Source organism: Cupriavidus sp. UGS-1 (assembly GCF_021213615.1).
Lineage (GTDB): Bacteria > Pseudomonadota > Gammaproteobacteria > Burkholderiales > Burkholderiaceae > Cupriavidus.
On sequence record NZ_JAJQJF010000029.1, the window covers coordinates 13,662 to 33,029 of the forward strand.

Sequence of the window (19,368 nt, forward strand, 5' to 3'; positions counted from 1 at the left end):
TTTCGCCTGCCGTCATTTCGTCTTTTGCTTGTTCGGCTTTTTCGCCCGATTTCGCCGATTTCGCCCACTTTCGCCGACCGACCGACGCGAGTTCCGCCTTGGCCCAACGCAAACGCGCCATCCGTTCCCGTGCCGCCGCCGCGTCCGCGCGCGCGGGCGCTTCCTCCCCGCTGCGCTGGCTCGCCTGGCTGGCGGGCAGCGTGCTGGCCGGCGTGGTCGCGATGCAGGTCTATTTCTTCCTGCAGATCGCGGCGTGGCAGGTCGTCGATCCCGGCCCGACGTCATTCATGCGCGCCGAGCGTTGGCGCCTGTGCGGCTGGAACGTCTGGAGCTGCGGCATCGAGCGGCAGTGGGTGCCGTATGCCGACATTTCGCGCAATCTGAAGCGGGCCGTGATCGCCAGCGAGGACGCCGACTTCGTCAATCACCCGGGCTACGACTTCGACGCGATGCTCGAGGCCTGGGAGCGCAACAAGAAGCGCGGCCATATCGTGCGAGGCGGGTCGACCATCACGCAGCAGCTGGCCAAGAACCTGTTCCTGTCGCCGGAGCAGCATTACCTGCGCAAGGGGCAGGAGCTCTTGATCACCTGGATGCTGGAGTTCTGGCTCGACAAGCAGCGCATCTACGAGATCTATCTGAACTCGGTCGAGTGGGGCGAGGGCGTGTTCGGCGCCGAGGCGGCCGCGCGCCACTACTTCAAGACCAGCGCCGCTCGCCTGAGCGTGGGCCAGGCGGCGCGGCTGGCGGCGGCGCTGCCGGCGCCAAAATGCTTCGACAAGAAGCAGTACTGCGCGCATGTGCGCGTCAACTTCCGCGCCAAGGCCGGCATCATCGCGCGCCGGATGGGGTCGGCCACGCTGCCGGACTGATGCGGTCCGGCCCGTGGCGCCCCGCTCGCGTCAGCTGAGCCGCGTCAGCTGAGCCAGCCCTTGCGGCGGAAGTAGATCAGCGGAATCGCCGCCGATACCGCCATCAGCGCGATCGCCCACGGATAGCCGGCGGCCCAGTCGAGCTCGGGCATCACCTTGAAGTTCATGCCGTAGACGCTGGCGATCAGGGTCGGCGGCATCAGCGCCACCGACACCACCGAGAACAGCTTGATGATCTTGTTCTGGTTGATGTTGATGAAACCGACCGTCGCGTCCATCAGGAAGTTGATCTTGTCGAACAGGAACGCGGTGTGGTTCTCGATCGAGTCGATGTCGCGCAGGATCTGGCGCGCCTCGTCCTGCTGCTCGGCGGACAGCAGCTGGCTGCGCATCAGGAAGGACAGCGCGCGCCGGGTGTCCATCACGTTGCGGCGGATGCGGCCGTTGCGGTCTTCCTCGCGGGCGATGGTCTCGAGCACGTCGGCCGCGGCGGCATCGGTCACGTTCTCGGCCAGCACGCGCTTGCTGGCGTCCTCCAGCCGTTCGTAGATCTCCTCGATCGAGTCCGCCGAGTATTCGGCGTCGGTCGCGTACAGATCCATCAGCACGTCCTTGGCGTTGCGCACCGAGCCCGGGCGCATGCGCGCGCGCAGCCGCACCAGCCGGAACACCGGCAGGTCCTCGTCGTGGATGGAGAACAGCACGTCGCGCGTCAGCACGAAGGCCACGCGCACGTTGCGCGAGACCTCGTCCTCGTCCAGCAGGAAGTCGGTGCGGATATGGATGTTTTCATCCTCGCCCTCGAAATAACGGGCCGAGGCTTCGAGGTCGCCGAGGTCCTCGAGCTCGGGCAGGGCCACGCCGTAGGCTTCCTTGATCCAGTCCAGTTCCTCGTCGTCGGGGCTGACGACATCGATCCAGATGGGCTTGTGCTGCAGCAACTCGTTGCGGTCGTCGACCTGCTCCTGGGCGAGCCGGCCTTTCTGCAGGACGAACAGATTGATCATCCCCGGTATTCCTTATGCCGTGCGATGAAGAAAAGCGGCAGGCAGGCTTGCGGCACGGCCGGGCCGCACCCTTCGCGGCGGCGAACGGCGGGCTCGAAGGCAAGCGTGATCGCGCTGCGCGGACGGGCCGCGCAAGGCGATGGCGTTTGCCGTTGATGGCTGGCAAGCCGGGTGAGGGAAGTCCGCAACAACGCGGCGGGCCTGTTGAAACGATGGCCGCCGGTGGCAGTACGGAAAAAACACTCGCCCGCAGTGTGCTGCGGGCGGGTTCGGCGAGCGTCCGACCAGCATGGTCCGGACGGGTTCGTCGTTACGCAGCCCGCAGTGACATGGCATTCGTAGAGGTCGCGGCTTTGCCGCGGCAACTCGAACACCCGATGCTACTGCCCACGTAATTTCTCCGGGATTATGGATGGCCGCGAGTGTAGCCCAACGCGACCGCGTTTGTTAAGTGAAATCTGGATGAAGCGTCACCGCGTCCCGGGATCAGGCGGGCGTTGCCTCAGGCGCGCCGGCGCAGCCGCGGCAGCAGCAACGGCACCAGCAGCACCGAGGCCAGCGCGGCGAACATCAGCACGATGGCGGCGTAGTCCTGCCAGTGCGGCTGCTCGCCCAGCAGCCACATGCCCGAGAACACGCCGACCACCGGGATGAACATGATCGACAGGCTCGACACCACCGGCGGCAGCGAACGGGCCAGCGCGAACCAGACCAGATGGCAGAAGGCGAACACGACCACCGCGTTGTACAGGATCGCCGCCCATTCGATCGCGTTCGGCATGCGCCAGCCGTCCTCGAACAGCATCGTGCCGATCAGCAGGAAGGGCAGCGCGACGGCCAGCATCCAGAAGGTCAGCGTGCCGAGCGGGATATCGACGGGGGTGCGCTTCATCAGCTGGGTACCGTAGCCCCAGCCGGCGGCGGCCGCCAGCATCATCACGGTGCCGGTCGGGCTGCCGGTCAGCGCGCCGAACTCGCTCGACATCAGCAGCAGCGTGCCGGCCAGCGCGCAGCCGATGCCGACCCAGGCCCAGCCGGAAATCCGCTCGCGAAACAGCAGCAGCCCCCAGACCACCGCCCAGATCGGCATCGTGTAGCCCAGGATCGCGGCGCGGCCGGACGACAGCATCTTGACCGCGCCGATCGCCAGCAGGTGCCAGATCACCATATTGGGCAGCGCCAGCTTGAAGACCGTGCCCCAGGCCTCGCGCGGCACCGTCAGCGGGATGCCCTTGGCACGCAGCGCCAGCCCCAGCGCGACCAGGCCGCCGGCCATGCACAGCAGGCGGAAACCGAGCGGCGGGAAATGGGCCACGCCGATCTTCATCACGGGCCAGTTGACGCCCCAGGCGAGCGTCAGGGCGACGAGCAGGGCAATGTTGCGGCGATCGAGAGTCATGGAGGGCAGGCGGCTACGGGTGCGTTACCGCTCTTTCTATTGGTTTCGTCTGTCGGAAAAGCGCAAGGAAGATAGCATGCAACGGGTAAAATTGCCGGCAACGACCCGCCCGTCGACGGCCACCGCGATTGCCTGCGCGTGCCGGCACGATGGCCAACGGTCCGCCGCGGCCCATCCCGGGCCCCGACGCCACGCATTCGAGCGATCCATGACCCGTCCTTCCGTTCCTCCCGTCCCGTTCACCGAACAGCTGACCCAGGCGTGGCGGCGCAACGATTCGCTGCTGTGCGTCGGGCTCGATCCGGACCCGGGCAAGCTGCCGCTGTCGCTGACCGGCGCCGGCGGCGCGATCTTTTCCTTCTGCCGCGAGATCGTCGACGCCACCGCCGACCTGGTCTGCGCCTTCAAGCCGCAGATCGCCTACTTTGCCTCGCAGCGCGCCGAGGACCAGCTCGAGCAGCTGATCCACTATATCCACGACGCGCACCCCGGCATCCCGGTGATCCTCGACGCCAAGCGCGGCGACATCGGCTCGACCGCGCAGCACTACGCGATCGAGGCGTTCGAGCGCTACCAGGCCGATGCGGTCACGGTCAGTCCGTACATGGGATTCGATTCGGTCGAGCCGTATCTGGCCTATCCGGAGCGCGGCGTCATCGTGCTGTGCCGGACGTCGAATCCGGGCGGCTCCGACGTGCAGTTCCTGCAGGTCGCGGGCAAGCCGATCTATCAGCTGGTCGCCGAGCAGGCCGCGGCGCGGTGGAATACCACCGGGCAGATGGGGCTGGTGGTCGGCGCGACGTTCCCCAACGAGATCGCCAAGGTGCGCGAGCTGGTCGGCGACATGCCGCTGCTGATTCCGGGCATCGGCGCCCAGGGTGGCGACATCGAGGCCACCGTCAAGGCCGGCCGCAGCGCCGACGGCACCGGCATGATGATCAATTCGTCGCGGGCGATCCTGTACGCCAGCCGCGAGAAGGACTTCGCCGCCGCGGCCCGCCGCGCCGCGCTGCAGACGCGCGATACGATCAACCGCTTCCGCCAGGGCTGAACGGGCGGCCGGGCGCCAAGGCGCTCAGGCCTCGTTGCGTACCAGATCGAGCAGGCCGCGCATCGCATGCTCGGCGGCCTGGCGGCGGATCTGCTGGCGGTCGCCCTTGAAGCGCTGGGTCTCGACCCGGGTCACGATGCGGTTGCTCCAGCCGAAGCACACCATGCCGACCGGCTTCTCCGGGGTGCCGCCGGTCGGACCGGCGACGCCGGTGATCGACAGCGCCACCTGGGCGCGGCTGTTGAGCAGGGCGCCCTCGGCCATCGCGTGGGCGACTTCCTCGCTGACCGCGCCGTAATCGCGGATCAGCTTGGCCGGCACGCCGAGCATGGTGCTCTTGGCCTCGTTCGAGTAGGTCACGAAGCCGCGTTCGAACCAGCCGGACGAACCCGCGACGTCGGTGATCGCGGCCGCCACCAGGCCGCCGGTACAGGACTCGGCGGTGGCGACCATCAGCGATTTTTCCTTGAGGGCAATGCCGGCCTGGACGGCAAGCTGGTCGAGCAAGCGGCTGATGGACATGATGACGGCTCTCGTGCTGGCGGGGAATCGATGCGGTGCGGATGCGGCGGCGCGGATGCGCTCAGAACGAGCGCCACAGCGCGAACACCAGCAGCGTGTAGAACGCCGCGACCAGATCGTCGAACATCACGCCGAAGCCGCCGCGCAGTCCCGGGCCCTTCAGCGTGCGGTCGTAATAGGCGATCGGCGCGGGTTTGGCCATGTCGAACAGCCGGAACCACAGGAAGGCGGCGAACTGGCCCCAGAAACCGGTCGGCATCACGAAGGCCAGCACCAGCCAGAACGCCACGATCTCGTCCCACACCATGCTGCCGTGATCGTGCACGCCCATCGCGCGCGCGGTCCGTGCGCAGGCCCACAGGCCCAGCAGGAAGCCGCCGCCGATGATCCATAGCCAGGCGGATGGCTGCACCCACAGCGAAATGACGACGAAGGACAGCCACCCGTACAGGGTGCCGACCGTGCCGGGCATCACCGGCGACAGGCCGGAACCGAAGCCCAGCGCAATGAAATGCGCGGGATGGGACAGCATGAAGCGCGCCGTCGGGCGCAGGATCTTGGCGGTCTGACCGGCCTCCAGCGTCATCGCGGGATCGGTCGACGCCGAACCGGGAGGGTAGGCGGACATCAAGGTATCTGGCTCGTTTGTTATCGCGGTCGGAGCGGGCCGGGGCTCGTCGGCCTATCCGCGCGGCAAGCGCGGCAGGCTGCCGCCGGGCGCGGCGCTCCGCCGCATGGCGGCATCATGACATGCCGCCGTCCCGCTGTCAGGGGTTGGCGAAATGATCGAAGCTTCTGGCCTGGAAGGAGACGGGTTCGCCACCGGCATCGACCAGGCGCAGCCCCGGCTCGGCCGTGATCGTGCCGACCCGGGTCAGCGGCAGCGCCAGCCGCTCGGCCAGGGCCGCCAGCGCCTCGCGCGCGCCGGCCGGGGCGGTGAAGCACAGCTCGTAGTCGTCGCCGCCGGCCAGCACGCATTCGAGCTGGCAGTCGCGCGGCTGGCCGGCCAATACCTCCGAGCGCGGCAGCGCGTCGACGTCGACCAGTGCGCCGGCCTGCGACCGCTCCAGGATGTGGCCGAGATCGCCGATCAGGCCGTCCGAGATATCGAGCGCCGCATGGGCCAGCCCGCGCAGCGCCATGCCCAGCGCCACGCGCGGCGTCGGCGTGTCCATGCGCGGACGCACCAGCGTGAAGTCGGGCTCGGGCAGCAGCCATTCGCCGCGGCAGTCGCCGAGCGCCAGCCGTGCATCGCCGAGCGTGCCGGAGATCCAGATGTCGTCCCCCGGCCGGGCCGCGTCGCGGCGCAGCGCGCTGGCGCGCGGCACGTCGCCGAACACGGTCAGCGACAGCGTCAGCGGGCCGCGCGTGGTGTCGCCGCCGACCAGTTCGCAGCCATGCGCGTCGGCCAGTTCCAGCATGCCGGCGGCAAGCTCGGCCAGCCACGCCGGCTCGGCCTCGGGCAACGCCAGCGCCAGCGTGAAGGCGCGCGGCTCGGCGCCCATCGCGGCGAGATCGGACAGATTGACGGCAAGCGCCTTGTGGCCCAGCGCGCGCGGCGGCACGTCGGGGAAGAAATGACGGCCGCTGACCAGCATGTCGGTGCTGACCGCCAGCAGATGTCCCGGGCGCGGGTCCAGCAGCGCGCAGTCGTCGCCGACGCCGAGCACCGCCTTGCGGGCAGGCCGGGTGAAATAGCGGCGGATCAGTTCAAATTCGGAAAGCTGCGCGGATGGATGCGTGGAAGGTTGCGCGGCGGGGTCGCGGTCGGTCGGAGGCATGCTGGAGTCGGCTCGGCAACCCGCCCGGCGGGCGCGGCAAGAAGGCGGGAGAGTCCTGGGTGTCTTGTGACGGGGCCGCCGGACGACGCCTCGGACGGCATGCGCGGCTGGTCAGTGCCCTCCGCATCCGGCATATTGTACCGAAACGCAAAGGTGCCTCTCGCAAAACGCTTATTGTGAAATAAAATTTCACAATATAAAATGCGGGGCTCGATCAGGAGACAGCGGGCAGGTGGAGCCGGCCCGCGAGGGTGTGTTCCCACCGCTTTCCGCTTCGTCAAACACGGCTCCACAGACCGGAAGATGCGCCGATGACCAGTCCTTCGCAGCCCGATTCACAGCCGAACTCGCAGGCAATCTCGCAAGACGAGCTGAAACAGCAGCAGCGCGAGGCGCTGCGCAAAGCCGCCCTCGAATATCACGAGTTTCCGACCCCGGGCAAGATCTCGGTCACGCCGACCAAGCCGCTGTCGAACCAGCGCGACCTGGCGCTGGCCTATTCGCCGGGCGTCGCGGCCGCTTGCGAGGAGATCGTCGCCGATCCGGCCAATTCCTTCCGCTACACCGCGCGCGGCAATCTGGTCGGCGTGGTCACCAACGGCACCGCGGTGCTCGGCCTGGGCGACATCGGTCCGGCGGCCTCGAAGCCGGTGATGGAAGGCAAGGCAGGCCTGTTCAAGAAGTTTGCCGGCATCGACGTGTTCGATATCGAGATCGACGAGAAGGACCCGGAAAAGCTGGTCGAGATCATCGCCTCGCTGGAGCCGACCTTCGGCGGCATCAACCTCGAGGACATCAAGGCGCCGGAATGCTTCTACGTCGAGCGCAAGCTGCGCGAGCGGATGAAGATTCCCGTCTTCCACGACGACCAGCACGGCACCGCGATCGTGGTCGGCGCGGCGGTCATCAACGGCCTGCGCGTGGTCGGCAAGGACATCAAGGACGTCAAGCTGGTCGCCTCGGGCGCGGGCGCGGCAGCGCTGGCCTGCCTGGATCTGCTCGTTGATCTCGGCCTGCCGCTGTCCAACATCTGGGTCACGGACCTGGCGGGCGTGGTCTACGAGGGCCGCACCGAGCTGATGGATCCGGAGAAGGCGCGCTTCGCGCAGAAGACCGACAAGCGCAAGCTGGCCGAGGTCATCGACGGCGCCGACATCTTCCTGGGCCTGTCGGCCGCCGGCGTGCTCAAGCAGGACATGGTGCAGCGGATGGCCGACCGCCCGCTGGTGCTGGCGCTGGCCAACCCGAATCCGGAAATCATGCCGGAGCAGGTCAAGGAAGTGCGGCCCGACGCGGTGATCGCCACCGGCCGCACCGACTATCCGAACCAGGTCAACAACGTCCTTTGCTTCCCGTTCATCTTCCGCGGCGCGCTGGACGTGGGCGCGACGACCATCACCAAGCAGATGGAAATCGCCGCCGCGCACGCCGTCGCCGAGCTGGCGCGGCAGGAGCAGAGCGATATCGTGGCGACGGCCTACGGCATCCAGGATCTGTCGTTCGGCCCCGAATACCTGATTCCGAAGCCCTTCGATCCGCGCCTGATCGTCAAGGTCGCGCCGGCGGTGGCGCAGGCGGCGATGGACTCCGGCGTGGCGACCCGCCCGATCGAGGACATGGACGCGTACAAGCTGCAGCTGCAGCAGTTCGTCTACCACTCGGGCACGCTGATGAAGCCGATCTACGCGGCCGCCCGCAAGGTCGCGATGGAGAAGAAGCGCATCGTGTTCGCCGAGGGCGAGGAAGAGCGCGTGCTGCGCGCGGTGCAGGTGATCGTCGACGAGAAGCTGGCCAACCCGATCCTGATCGGCCGGCCGGCCGTGCTGACGCACCGCATCGAACGCTTCGGCCTGCGCCTGCGCATGGGCGTCGACTTCACCGTGGTCAACCCCGAGCACGACGAGCGCTTCCGCGACTACTCCGACACCTACTACCGGATGATGGCCCGCCAGGGCGTGACGCCGCAGTACGCCAAGCTCGAGATGCGCCGCCGCACCACGCTGATCGGCGCGATGCTGGTGCACAAGGGCGAGGCCGACGGCATGATCTGCGGCACCGTCAGCAATACCGCCGCGCATCTGCGCTATATCGACCAGGTGCTGGGCGGCACCAACGAGGTCTATGCGGCGATGAACGGCCTGGTGCTGCCGGGCCGCCAGATCTTCCTGGTAGACACCCACGTCAACGTCGATCCGAGCGCGCCGCAACTGGCCGAGATCACGATCATGGCCGCCGAGGAGCTCAAGCGCTTCGGCATCGAGCCCAAGATCGCGCTGCTGTCGCATTCGAACTTCGGCTCGTCGGAAGCGCCGTCCGCGCAGAAGATGCGCGAAACGCTGGCGATCCTGCGCGAGCGCGCGCCGGAGCTGGAGGTCGACGGCGAGATGCACGGCGACTGCGCGCTGGACCAGAAGCTGCGCGACCAGCTGGTGCCGGACGGCACGCTCAAGGGCGAAGCGAACCTGCTGGTGTGCCCGAACATCGATGCCGCCAATATCGCCTACAACCTGCTGAAGACGGCCGCCGGCAACAACGTCGCGATCGGCCCGATCCTGCTGGGCGTCAACGCGCCGGTGCATATCCTGACGCCGTCGGCTACCGTCCGCCGCATCGTCAACATGACGTCGCTGGTGGTGGTGGACGCGGCGGCGAAGCGGTAAGACCTCGCCAGTCGAGTGCAGGAGCCGGGGCATGCCCCGGCTTTTTTATTACTCTTCAGGGGCAGTTAGTGTGCGCATACATTCCATTAACGCCTTGAAACAATTCAGGTTTTCGGCGTGGCCGGCGCGCGGGGATTGATTATTTAACCGCTTGCGCGTAACCTAGCGCCTTCGATGCAGGCGATCCGTCGACCGCGCTTGGCGTTGGATTGCTGCGCCACCAGACCAGACAACGTGGGTTCCCCGACTTCTTTGCCGCAACGCGCATCGCGCTCCGACAAGATCCTGCTACGGGTCCAGCCTTCGCTCCAACGGGTTGCGCGCGGCGCCCTGCATACGCTCGCGGCGCTGGCCATGGCGGCCACGCTGGCGCAGCCGGCCCAGGCGAAGCAGTCCGCGCAGGTGCTGCCGGATACGCTGGGAACCATTGCAGTGCAGCAGTTGCCCAACGAGGCACAGCAGACGCTGCAGCGCATCGAGGCCGGAGGGCCGTATCCGTACGCGAAGGATGGCTCGCGGTTCGGCAACTACGAGCGGATCCTGCCTCGGCGGCCGCGCGGCTATTACCGTGAATACACGGTTGCCCGTCCAGGCAGCCGCAATCGGGGGGCGAAGCGAATCGTCTGTGGCGGCGAACAACGGGCCGCCAACGACTGCTATTACACGGAAGACCACTACAACAGCTTCAAACGGATAATCAGATGATGACTGACATTTTCGGACTGGGCGACGCCCTTGCCGCCCGCGAAGAGCGCGGCGCCGGAGATGGCTGGCAGCGGGCTCAACAACATGCCCAGAACCTTTATGACAGTGTGCTGATGATGCCCCGCTACGAGGTCGCGCACAATAAACTGCCGCCGGCGTCGCCGCAGGACGGCAATGCCGAAGTGGCCTGCGGCAGAGAGGCCGCGCTGAACCTGTTCAAGACCGTGCGACCCAATATCGTCCAGTCGATCCGCGCCTTCCGCGTGCCCGAGCTGGCACAGGCGGCAGCCGACCTCGGCCAGCATTTTCTCTACGCCAATTGCGCCCATTGCACGACCAAGGGCGAGGTGCTGGAAACGATCGCCACCGCCTTCCTGTTCCCGAAGCATTTCGGCAAGAACTTCGATGCGCTGGCCGATTGCCTGACCGACATGATTCACAAGGCCGGCGTGCAGCCCGGTTTCGTCATCGTGCTCGAGGGCCTGCCCTGCGCGCAGAAGTTCGACAAGGAAGCGCGCGAGACGCTGCTTGACGTGTTCCGCGACGCCGCCGAATTCTGGGCCGAGCGCCGCGTGCAGTTCCGCGTGTTCTACTCGTTCGCCTGAGCGCACTGATCCCGCCGCACAAGGAAAAGGCCCGCCAATCGGCGGGCCTTTTTGCGTGGACAGCGGCGCGGCCGCCGTCCCGGCACTTCCCAAGGCCGATCAGGCCGCCGGCGGCACCTGGCCCTGCGGCGTCAGCTGGTCGATCAGCTCCGGCAGGCCGGCGCTGAGCTGCACCGCGACATCGTCGCGCGACAGGCCGGTGCTCGACGACAGCGTGTCGAGCGCGCCGGTGCCCTGCAGCGCCTCGGCCAGCGACGACGGCGATACCGGCTGATTGGGGCCGGTGCCGATCCACGAGGACACCTGCTCGCCCAGGCCCGCCTGCGCCAGGATCTGCTGCAGCGCGCCGATGCCGCCGGCCGCCGCGCCGATCGTCTGCGCTTCGCCGGCCGCGCCGCCCTGGCCGCCGATCAAGCCGCCCAGCAGCGAGCCGAGATCGAGTCCGCCACCGCCACCGGCCAGCCCGCCGAGGATGCCGCCCAGGCCGCCGGCCATGCCGCCCGGATCCTGCGTCGCTTCCGCGCCGCCTTGACGGCCGCGCATCGCCAGCATCGCCAGCAGGCCGAGCGCCAGCATCATCTTCGGATTCATGCCGGACTGGCCGGATTCGCCGGCCTGCGCCGGGTTGGTTTGGCCGAGCACGCCGCCAAGCACACTATCGAGCAGTCCCATCTTCAGCTCCTTGTTGTTGATTCATTTATCGGACCGGCCGGTGCCATGCTGCGGACCGGCTCGGTCGATAGCGGTCGACGGCGCGGTGCCGTCAGAATCCGCCCAGCAGCGCATTGAGCGCGGCCAGGCAGGCCAGACCGGCGGTCTCGGTGCGCAGGATGCGCGGTCCGAGCGACACCGCCGTGAAACCTTGCGCCAGCGCGGCGCGTTCTTCCTCGGGCGACAGTCCGCCTTCGGGGCCGATCAGCAACGTGACGCCGCCGGCAATCCATTCGTCACGGTGCGCCTGGGCCAGCGCCACCAGCGTCGATTCGGCGCGCGGCGATACCAGCAGCCGCTGTCCCGCATCGGCCGGGATCGCCGCCAGCCACGACTCCAAGTTAGCCACCGGCGATACCGCCGGCAAGCGGTTGCGCCCGCATTGTTCGCAGGCCGCGGTGACCAGCGCCTGCCAGTGTGCGTGGCGCTTCTGCGCACGTTCGCCGCTGAGCCGCACCACCGCGCGCGCGGTCTGCAGCGGCTGGATCGCGCCGACGCCGAGCTCGACTGCCTTCTCGATCAGCCAGTCCATCTTGTCGCCGCCGGCAATGCCCTGGGCCAGCGTGACGCGGAACGGCAGCTCGCATTCGGCGGCGTCGCGCGCGCCGACCTGCGCGGTCGCGCTGCGCTTGCCGATGTCGACCAGCGTCGCGGCATGGCTGCCGCCGCGTCCGTCGAACAGCGTGATCGGTTCGCCAGGATGCAGGCGCAGCACCTGAACATGGCGGACCACCGCCTCGGGAAGCGGCAGCAGGGTATCGGCGGCAAGCGGTTGATCGACGTAAAAGCGCGGTGGCATCGAATCCAGGGGAAATCGGTCAGGCGGGGAGGGCCCGCCGCGGCGGGCGCGACATGGGTGTCATGCGCGCCGTCGCGGCAGCGGGCCCGGCATCGGACGGTCAGGCGGCCTGCGAGCCGGTGGCGGCGGCGACAGCCTGGTCCAGCGGCCGTGCGAAGCCCCACCGGTAGCCGTCGAGGTCCTCGACCATGCAATAGCGGTCGCCCCAGAACTGGTCGCCCGGGGCCATCAGGCTGATCGCGCCGGCCGCCACCGCGCGCGCATGCATCGTGTCGACATCGTCGCAGTACAGGTAGAAGGTCTGCGGGCACTCGAAGCCGGTCGAGCGCGGCGTGCGGGCGGTGCTGCCCCAGGCGCCCTCGGGGGCGAACATCACGACCAGCTCGCCGTGGTAGTGCATCTCGGCATGGGTCGGCACGCCGTTCTCGTCGACCACATTGCCGGGCACGAAGCCGAAGGCGCGGCTGTAGAAGTCGAGCGCGCGGCGTGCGTCGCCGACCGTCAGGTAGGGAATCAGCCAGGGCGTGTTGGCAGGTTTGGTCATGATCGTGTCCTCCCGGATTCCGTGCGGCGTGGCCGCCGGGCTCCACGGTGGCGGGTATCGCGCGCGAAGCGAACGCCGGACGAGCGCCGCGCCTGCCTTGCCGCAAGTCCCCCCGGTGGAGCGGTCAGCCGAGCATATCACGTCGATGTGGCGCCGCCGTCGAACAGCGATTGCAGGTGGCGCGGCAGCGCGAACAGCGCCGCATGCAGGCCGGCGTGATAGCAGCGCAGCGCGCCGTCGAGCCGCCAGTCGGCGAGCCGGGCGGCCAGCATGGCAGGGTCGGCGGCCCGCACGTCGAGCGTGTCGCTGGCCACCGCGATCGCCCACAGCGCGCCATAGACGGGAATCGCCACCGTCATCGGCTGTACCAGCCGGAAATGGTCGCGCAGCCGCCGCCACAGCAGCTGCGCCGTGTCCGGGCGGTGGAAGGGCGGCCCCAGATGCAGCGACATCGCCCCGCCCGGTGCCAGGCAGTCGCGCGCCGCCTGCAGGCCGCGCGCGCTGAACAACGCCGTGGCGGGGCTGCCATCGTCGGCGTCGGTCAGGTCGAACACCACCAGGTCGAAGCGGCGGCCGGCATCGCGCAGCGCCTCCATCACGGCGAGTCCGTCGCCGACCTCGAGCGTCACGCGCGGATCGTCGAAGGCGCCGTGGTGGATGCCCGGCAGCCAGCGCCGCGCCAGCTGCACGACCTCGGCATCGAGCTCGGCGATCACGACCTCGCGCATTCCCGGCAGCCGCAGCAGTTCGCGCGCCGAGCCGCCGTCGCCGCCGCCGATCACCAGCGCGCTGGCGGCGGCGCCATGGGCTACGGCCATCGGGTGGACCATTACCTCATGCTGGATGAACGCGTCGGCTTCCGCGCTCATGATGCGGCCATCGAGCCGGAACACGCGGCCGAACAGCGGATGCTCGCCTATCTCGATGTGCTGATGGGGCGAGCGCACCGAGGCGCGCGGGATGACGTCGGCCAGTGTGGAGCCGACGCCTCTGGATAGCCATTCACGCCATTCGAGGCCGGCCTCGGAAGGCGCCGTCGGGGCCGCCGCCGTACCGGAAACGTCGCCTCCTTCTGGTAAAATCGCGCTTTTCCCGCCGCCAATTTCCCGCCGCATGTCTCACCTCGCACACCCAGCCACCAGCCCCTATGCCAGCCAGCCCGCGTCGCTGATGGCCAATGCGATCCGCGTCCTGGCGATGGACGCCGTCCAGCAGGCCAATTCGGGCCATCCGGGCATGCCGATGGGCATGGCCGATATCGCCGTCGCGTTGTGGAGCCGTCATCTGAAGCATAACCCGGTCAATCCGAAGTGGGCCGACCGCGACCGCTTCGTGCTGTCCAACGGCCACGGCTCGATGCTGCTGTACGCGCTGCTGCATCTGACCGGCTACGAGCTGCCGATCGAGGAGCTGAAGAACTTCCGCCAGCTGCACAGCAAGACCGCGGGGCATCCGGAATACGGCATCACGCCGGGCGTCGAGACCACCACCGGCCCGCTGGGCCAGGGCATCACCAACGCGGTCGGCATGGCGCTGGCCGAGCGGCTGCTGGGCGAGGAGTTCAACCGTCCCGGCTTCGACATCGTCAACCACTACACCTATGTCTTCCTCGGCGACGGCTGCCTGATGGAGGGCATCAGCCACGAGGCCTGCTCGCTGGCCGGCACGCTGCAGCTGAACAAGCTGATCGCGCTGTGGGACGACAACGGCATCTCGATCGATGGCGACGTCGAGCACTGGTTCTCCGACGACACCCCGAAGCGCTTCGAGGCCTATGGCTGGAACGTGATCCGCGCGATCGATGGCCATGACGTCAACGCGATCGACGCCGCCATCGCCCAGGCCAAGGCCAGCGACAAGCCGACGCTGATCTGCTGCCGCACCGTGATCGGCAAGGGTTCGCCGAACAAGCAGGGCGGCCACGACGTGCACGGCGCCCCGCTGGGCGGCGCCGAGATCCTGGCGACGCGCGAGGCGCTGGGCTGGAGCCACGCCCCGTTCGAATTGCCGGAAGAGGTCTATGCGGCGTGGGACGCCAAGGCCAATGGCGCCGCGCTGGAGAAGGCCTGGGCCGCGCTGTTCGAGGGCTATTCGGAGCGTTATCCGTACGAAGCCGGCGAGTTCGAGCGCCGCATGCGCGGCGAGTTGCCCGGCGCGTTCGACGCCGCGGTGCAGGCCTATCTGGCCAAGTGCGAGGAAAAGGCCGAGACCATCGCCACCCGCAAGGCCAGCCAGAACGCGATCGAGGCGCTGGCGCCGGTGCTGCCCGAACTGCTCGGCGGCTCGGCCGACCTGACCGGCTCGAACCTGACCAACTGGTCGGGCAGCAAGGCGGTACGCGTCGATGCCTGGGGCAACCACATCAACTATGGTGTGCGCGAGTTCGGCATGAGCGCGATCATGAACGGCATCACGCTGCATGGCGGCTACATCCCCTACGGCGGCACCTTCCTGACGTTCTCCGACTACAGCCGCAATGCGCTGCGCATGGCGGCGCTGATGAAGATCCGCACGCTGTTCGTGTTCACGCACGATTCGATCGGCCTGGGCGAGGACGGCCCGACCCACCAGTCGATCGAGCACGTCGCCAGCCTGCGCCTGATCCCGAACATGGACGTCTGGCGCACCGCCGATACCACCGAAACCGCGGTGGCGTGGGCCGAGGCGATCCGCCGCGAGAACGGTCCGAGCTGCCTGATCTTCAGCCGCCAGAACCTGCCGTTCCAGAAGCGTGACGATGCCACCCGCGCCAACATCGCGCGCGGCGGCTACGTGCTGCGCGACAACGTCAACCCGCGCACCGGCCTGCCCGATGCGGTGATCGTCGCGACCGGCTCGGAAGTGGGCCTGGCGGTCGGCGCGGCCGACCAGCTGGCCGCCGAAGGCATCCGTGTGCGCGTCGTGTCTGTGCCCTCGACGACTGTGTTCGACAAGCAGGATGCGGCATACAAGTCGACGGTGCTGCCCGCGGGCGTACCCCGCGTGGCGGTCGAGGCCGGCGTCACCGACTTCTGGTGGAAGTACCAGGTGCAGGCGGTGGTGGGCATCGACACCTTCGGCGAATCGGCGCCGGCTGGCGTATTGTTCAAGCACTTCGGGTTCACCGTCGAGAACGTGGCGAACACCGTCAAGAGCGTGATCTGACTTTCCGGGACGTGCGGGCGCGGCGGCGCTGCCGTCGCCGGCCCGGGCGCCCGCAGCTTTTTCTACTTCCCGTTCAGGAGACGTACCATGACTATCAAGGTTGCCATCAACGGCTATGGCCGTATCGGCCGCAACGTGCTGCGCGCCCACTACGAAGGCGGCAAGAAGCATGACATCGAGATCGTCGCGATCAACGACCTCGGCGATGCCAAGACCAACGCCCACCTGACGCAGTACGACACCGCCCATGGCAAGTTCCCGGGCACCGTGTCGGTCGAGGGCGACTACATGGTCGTCAACGGCGACAAGATCCGGGTGCTGGCCAACCGCAATCCGGCCGAACTGCCGTGGGGAGAGCTGGGCGTCGACGTGGTGATGGAGTGCACCGGCTTCTTCACCTCCAAGGAAAAGGCCTCGGCTCACCTGGCCGGCGGCGCGAAGAAGGTCATCATCTCGGCGCCGGGCGGCAAGGACGTCGACGCGACCATCGTCTACGGCGTCAACCACAACGTGCTGAAGGCCTCGGACACCGTGATCTCGAACGCCTCGTGCACCACCAACTGCCTGGCCCCGCTGGTCAAGCCGCTGCACGAGAAGCTGGGCGTGGTGACCGGCCTGATGACCACGGTGCACGCCTATACCAACGACCAGGTGCTGACCGACGTCTATCACGAGGACCTGCGCCGCGCGCGTTCGGCCACCCAGTCGATGATCCCGACCAAGACCGGCGCCGCCGCCGCGGTTGGCCTCGTGATGCCGGAACTGAACGGCAAGCTGGACGGCTTCGCGATCCGCGTGCCGACCATCAACGTGTCGCTGGTCGACCTGTCGTTCGTCGCCGCGCGCGAGACCACCGTCGATGAAGTCAACGCGATCCTGAAGGCCGCGTCGGAAGGCGAGCTCAAGGGCATCCTTGACTACAACACCGCACCGCTGGTGTCGGTCGACTTCAACCACAACCCGGCCTCGTCGACCTTCGACGCGACGCTGACCAAGGTGTCCGGCAATCTGGTCAAGGTGTCGAGCTGGTACGACAACGAGTGGGGCTTCTCCAACCGGATGCTCGATACCACCGTGGCGCTGATGAACGCCAAGTAAATCAGCGTATGGTCAATGGCCGACGTCACCGCTTTGGCGGGGACTCGGAAGCGGCGCCCATGTGGCGCCGTTTTTTATGGCCTGTGTGCGCCAGCCCACGCACGGACTGTAAAATATGGTAAATACGACACAAGAACCCCGCTACGGAGGGGTTCCCGGGCGAGTAAAAATGACGTTTTCGCTTCCCCGAAGTGGCGATTTGATCTTACACTAGCCTTAGTGTCCTCGCGTGCGCTCGCCTGGCCACGCGTATCAAACCTGAACTGGGCGTGATCATGGTGAACGTTGACACCAAGCTGCTCGTGATCTTCACCGAGTTGCTCAGCAAGCGGAACGCGACCTATGTCGCCGAGAAGATGCACATGACGGCGCCAGCGGTATCGCACTCGCTGGGCCGGCTGCGCGAGATCTTCGACGACCCGCTGTTCATCCGCGTCCCGCATGGCCTGACGCCGACGCCGCGCGCGCTCGAACTCGGACCGAAGATCCGCGAGATGCTGGACCTGTGGTCCTCGATCAACGAGGGCGACGTCGATAACTTCGATCCCGCGGTCGCGTCCGGCACGCTGCATATCGGCTTTGCCGCCGAACTCGGCGATACGGTGTTCAACCGCTTCGTGTTGCGCCTGGCGCAGCTGGCTCCCGAACTGCATATCCGTCTGGTCGAATCCCATTCGTGGGAGGCCGATGTGGCCTCGATGCGCGCCAACGAGCTGGATTTGGCGTTCAGCGCGCTGCCGACCGGCCACCCGGAGATCGTCGAGGAAACCGTCGCCGCGCTGAACCTGTGGGTTTGCGCGCGCAAGGGGCACCCGTTGCTGCAGACAGCCTGCACGCTGGACCACTATCTCGAGTGCGGCCATATCTTCATGGCCTCGGCGGGCGGCACCGGGCGCCCGGCACCTTCGCTGATTCCGCTGGACTACGCGCTGCAGCAGCGCGGCCTGAAGCGCAATGCGGCGCTGACCGTGCACTCGTGGCGCGCCCAGGCCGAACTGGCCGCGCAGACCGACATGATCTTCACCGTCAACGCGCTGACCAAGGACGTCGCCTGCGAAAGCTACGGCCTGAACGCGTTCCCGCTGCCGGCCGAAATCCAGACCACGCTCGGCCTGAACATGTTCTGGCACCGCAGCCGCAACACCCATCCGATGCTGGTCTGGGCGCGCGGACTGTTCCGCCAGGTCGTGGCCGAATTTGTCGGCGTGCCGGTGCCCGGGCTGCCCCAGCGCATGGCCGAGATCGAGCGCGAGCAGGTCTAGGCAGATCTGGTGCGCGGCACCGCTGCACAACAAAAAACCGGCGCCTGGCGCCGGTTTTTTTGTTGCCGCCGCGTGCCTCCTCGCACGCGGCACCGTGCATCAGCGCTTGGGCCGATGCGGGCAAGCGGTCTTGGTGCAATTGCCGTACAGCGACAGCGCATGCTCCTGCAGCGCGAAGCCACGCTCGCGCGCGATGCTTTGCTGGCGTTGTTCGATCTCGCCGTCGAAGAATTCCTCGACGCGGCCGCAATCGAGACAGACCAGGTGATCGTGGTGCTTGCCTTCGTTCAGTTCGAAGATGGCCTTGCCCGATTCGAAGTTGTTGCGCGACAGCAGGCCGGCTTGTTCGAACTGGGTCAGCACGCGATAGACGGTGGCCAGCCCGATATCCATATGCTCGTTGAGCAGGATGCGATAGACGTCTTCCGCGCTCAGATGGCGCTGCTCGCTGGTCTGGAAGATTTCGAGGATCTTCAGCCGCGGCACGGTTGCTTTCAGGCCGATATTTTTGAGTTCCGCCGGACTCGGCATGGGCGTGACTCCCTAGAGTACAATGTCTGGATTGTTGAATCATAAGGGTTTTGCCGGCAAAAGTCGCCCGGCGCCGCCGGTGCTGGCAATGCGCTGATCCCTTCACGCGGCGGCGAGCGCGTGTCCGCGCGGACACGCGGCCCATGCCCACCGACCGGCACTTTCCCTTCCTTCGGTAGCGAGAACTGCGAGTTACATGGATTCCATTCGAACATCCGCCCTGCGCCCGGCGCTGCTGACCACGCTTCTGGCAGCCATCACGCTGGCCTCCGCCGCCTGCTCGACCTACGACAGCACTTCCCGCAAGATCGCCAACGCGATCACGCCGTACCGGATCAATATCGTCCAGGGCAACTTCGTCTCGCGCGAAGCCGCCGCGCAGTTGCGCGAGGGTATGACCCGCGACCAGGTGCAGTTCCTGCTCGGCACGCCGCTGCTGACCGACGTGTTCCACGCCAATCGCTGGGACTATGTGTTCTCGTTCAAGCGCGGCAATACGCAGGTGGTGCAGCAGCGCCGCTTCACCGTGTTCTTCGACAACGATCGTCTGGTCCGCTTCGGCGGCGATGAACTGCCGTCGGAATACGAACTGATCGCCGAGATCGACGGCATGAAGCGCGCGCCGGACGCGAAGGGCGCCAAGCCGGCGCCGCAGCAGGCCGCCGCGCCGGCCGAGC

19 protein-coding genes are annotated in these 19,368 nt (G+C 67.5%); 9 read left to right on the top strand and 10 right to left on the bottom strand.

All coding sequences use genetic code 11. From position 1 onward, the window contains the following. Positions 1-170 precede the first annotated feature (170 nt). Complete coding sequence (gene mtgA / locus LRR16_RS23735) at positions 171-872, top strand: monofunctional biosynthetic peptidoglycan transglycosylase (RefSeq protein WP_064577416.1); 702 nt, start codon at positions 171-173, stop codon at positions 870-872. 44 nt (positions 873-916) lie between these two features. Here mtgA and corA read toward each other — a convergent pair whose 3' ends face one another. Together corA and LRR16_RS23745 are read right to left on the bottom strand one after the other, a co-directional pair. Further along, positions 917-1,879 (bottom strand): magnesium/cobalt transporter CorA, encoded by a 963-nt coding sequence (corA, locus tag LRR16_RS23740; protein WP_006577335.1) that lies wholly within the window; start codon positions 1,877-1,879, stop codon positions 917-919. A gap of 502 nt (positions 1,880-2,381) precedes the next feature. Next, a complete protein-coding gene (locus LRR16_RS23745) occupies positions 2,382-3,278 on the bottom strand; it encodes a DMT family transporter (protein WP_064577387.1) in 897 nt (298 codons plus the stop codon). A gap of 208 nt (positions 3,279-3,486) precedes the next feature. On the opposite strand from LRR16_RS23745, the gene pyrF reads away from it, so the two are divergent. Further along, positions 3,487-4,329 (top strand): orotidine-5'-phosphate decarboxylase, encoded by an 843-nt coding sequence (gene pyrF / locus LRR16_RS23750; protein ID WP_232207290.1) that lies wholly within the window; start codon positions 3,487-3,489, stop codon positions 4,327-4,329. A gap of 24 nt (positions 4,330-4,353) precedes the next feature. Here the strand turns inward: pyrF and LRR16_RS23755 are convergent, their stop codons facing one another. The 3 genes from LRR16_RS23755 to thiL all read right to left on the bottom strand — a co-directional run bounded on the left by LRR16_RS23755 (position 4,354) and on the right by thiL (position 6,632). Continuing rightward, complete coding sequence (locus LRR16_RS23755; protein ID WP_006577338.1) at positions 4,354-4,851, bottom strand: CinA family protein; 498 nt, start codon at positions 4,849-4,851, stop codon at positions 4,354-4,356. Between the two features lie 61 nt (positions 4,852-4,912). After that, positions 4,913-5,479, bottom strand: a complete 567-nt coding sequence (locus LRR16_RS23760) for a phosphatidylglycerophosphatase A (RefSeq protein WP_006577339.1) — start codon at positions 5,477-5,479, stop codon at positions 4,913-4,915. A 139-nt stretch (positions 5,480-5,618) separates the two neighbouring features. After that, complete coding sequence (thiL, locus tag LRR16_RS23765) at positions 5,619-6,632, bottom strand: thiamine-phosphate kinase (RefSeq protein WP_232207291.1); 1,014 nt, start codon at positions 6,630-6,632, stop codon at positions 5,619-5,621. Between the two features lie 311 nt (positions 6,633-6,943). Here thiL and LRR16_RS23770 point away from each other — a divergent pair, with 311 nt between their 5' ends. From LRR16_RS23770 to LRR16_RS23780, 3 genes are all read left to right on the top strand, one after another. Beyond that, the gene (locus LRR16_RS23770) at positions 6,944-9,292 is read left to right on the top strand and encodes an NADP-dependent malic enzyme (protein ID WP_043439473.1); all 2,349 of its coding nucleotides are present in this window, start codon (positions 6,944-6,946) and stop codon (positions 9,290-9,292) included. Positions 9,293-9,646: 354 nt separating this feature from the next. Next, positions 9,647-9,997 (top strand): ribonuclease domain-containing protein, encoded by a 351-nt coding sequence (locus LRR16_RS23775; RefSeq protein ID WP_052511364.1) that lies wholly within the window; start codon positions 9,647-9,649, stop codon positions 9,995-9,997. Next, positions 9,994-10,602, top strand: a complete 609-nt coding sequence (locus LRR16_RS23780; RefSeq protein WP_006579293.1) for a barstar family protein — start codon at positions 9,994-9,996, stop codon at positions 10,600-10,602. Before LRR16_RS23775 ends, LRR16_RS23780 begins: the two co-directional genes overlap by 4 nt. A gap of 99 nt (positions 10,603-10,701) precedes the next feature. Here the strand turns inward: LRR16_RS23780 and LRR16_RS23785 are convergent, their stop codons facing one another. The 4 genes from LRR16_RS23785 to LRR16_RS23800 form a co-directional block, all read right to left on the bottom strand. After that, positions 10,702-11,274, bottom strand: a complete 573-nt coding sequence (locus tag LRR16_RS23785) for a YidB family protein (RefSeq protein ID WP_232207292.1) — start codon at positions 11,272-11,274, stop codon at positions 10,702-10,704. A gap of 91 nt (positions 11,275-11,365) precedes the next feature. Beyond that, the gene (locus LRR16_RS23790; protein ID WP_006579400.1) at positions 11,366-12,112 is read right to left on the bottom strand and encodes a 16S rRNA (uracil(1498)-N(3))-methyltransferase; all 747 of its coding nucleotides are present in this window, start codon (positions 12,110-12,112) and stop codon (positions 11,366-11,368) included. 100 nt (positions 12,113-12,212) lie between these two features. Then, positions 12,213-12,656 (bottom strand): glyoxalase/bleomycin resistance/extradiol dioxygenase family protein, encoded by a 444-nt coding sequence (locus tag LRR16_RS23795; protein WP_064577406.1) that lies wholly within the window; start codon positions 12,654-12,656, stop codon positions 12,213-12,215. Positions 12,657-12,793: 137 nt separating this feature from the next. Continuing rightward, positions 12,794-13,603, bottom strand: coding sequence for a spermidine synthase (locus LRR16_RS23800; protein WP_232207293.1), 810 nt, complete (start codon positions 13,601-13,603; stop codon positions 12,794-12,796). Between the two features lie 166 nt (positions 13,604-13,769). On the opposite strand from LRR16_RS23800, the gene tkt reads away from it, so the two are divergent. The 3 genes from tkt (at position 13,770) to LRR16_RS23815 (ending at position 18,160) form a co-directional block, all read left to right on the top strand. Next, positions 13,770-15,800 carry a transketolase gene (gene tkt / locus LRR16_RS23805; protein ID WP_232207294.1) on the top strand — a complete coding sequence of 677 codons (2,031 nt, stop codon included), beginning with the start codon at positions 13,770-13,772 and terminating at the stop codon, positions 15,798-15,800. Between the two features lie 87 nt (positions 15,801-15,887). After that, a complete protein-coding gene (gap, locus tag LRR16_RS23810; RefSeq protein WP_006579985.1) occupies positions 15,888-16,898 on the top strand; it encodes a type I glyceraldehyde-3-phosphate dehydrogenase in 1,011 nt (336 codons plus the stop codon). A 275-nt stretch (positions 16,899-17,173) separates the two neighbouring features. Next, positions 17,174-18,160, top strand: coding sequence for a LysR family transcriptional regulator (locus LRR16_RS23815; protein ID WP_043438440.1), 987 nt, complete (start codon positions 17,174-17,176; stop codon positions 18,158-18,160). Positions 18,161-18,259: 99 nt separating this feature from the next. Here LRR16_RS23815 and fur read toward each other — a convergent pair whose 3' ends face one another. Further along, positions 18,260-18,691 carry a ferric iron uptake transcriptional regulator gene (gene fur / locus LRR16_RS23820; protein WP_023263964.1) on the bottom strand — a complete coding sequence of 144 codons (432 nt, stop codon included), beginning with the start codon at positions 18,689-18,691 and terminating at the stop codon, positions 18,260-18,262. A gap of 196 nt (positions 18,692-18,887) precedes the next feature. Here fur and LRR16_RS23825 point away from each other — a divergent pair. Beyond that, on the top strand, positions 18,888-19,368 hold a 481-nt coding region (locus tag LRR16_RS23825), incomplete at its 3' end, for an outer membrane protein assembly factor BamE (protein WP_232207295.1).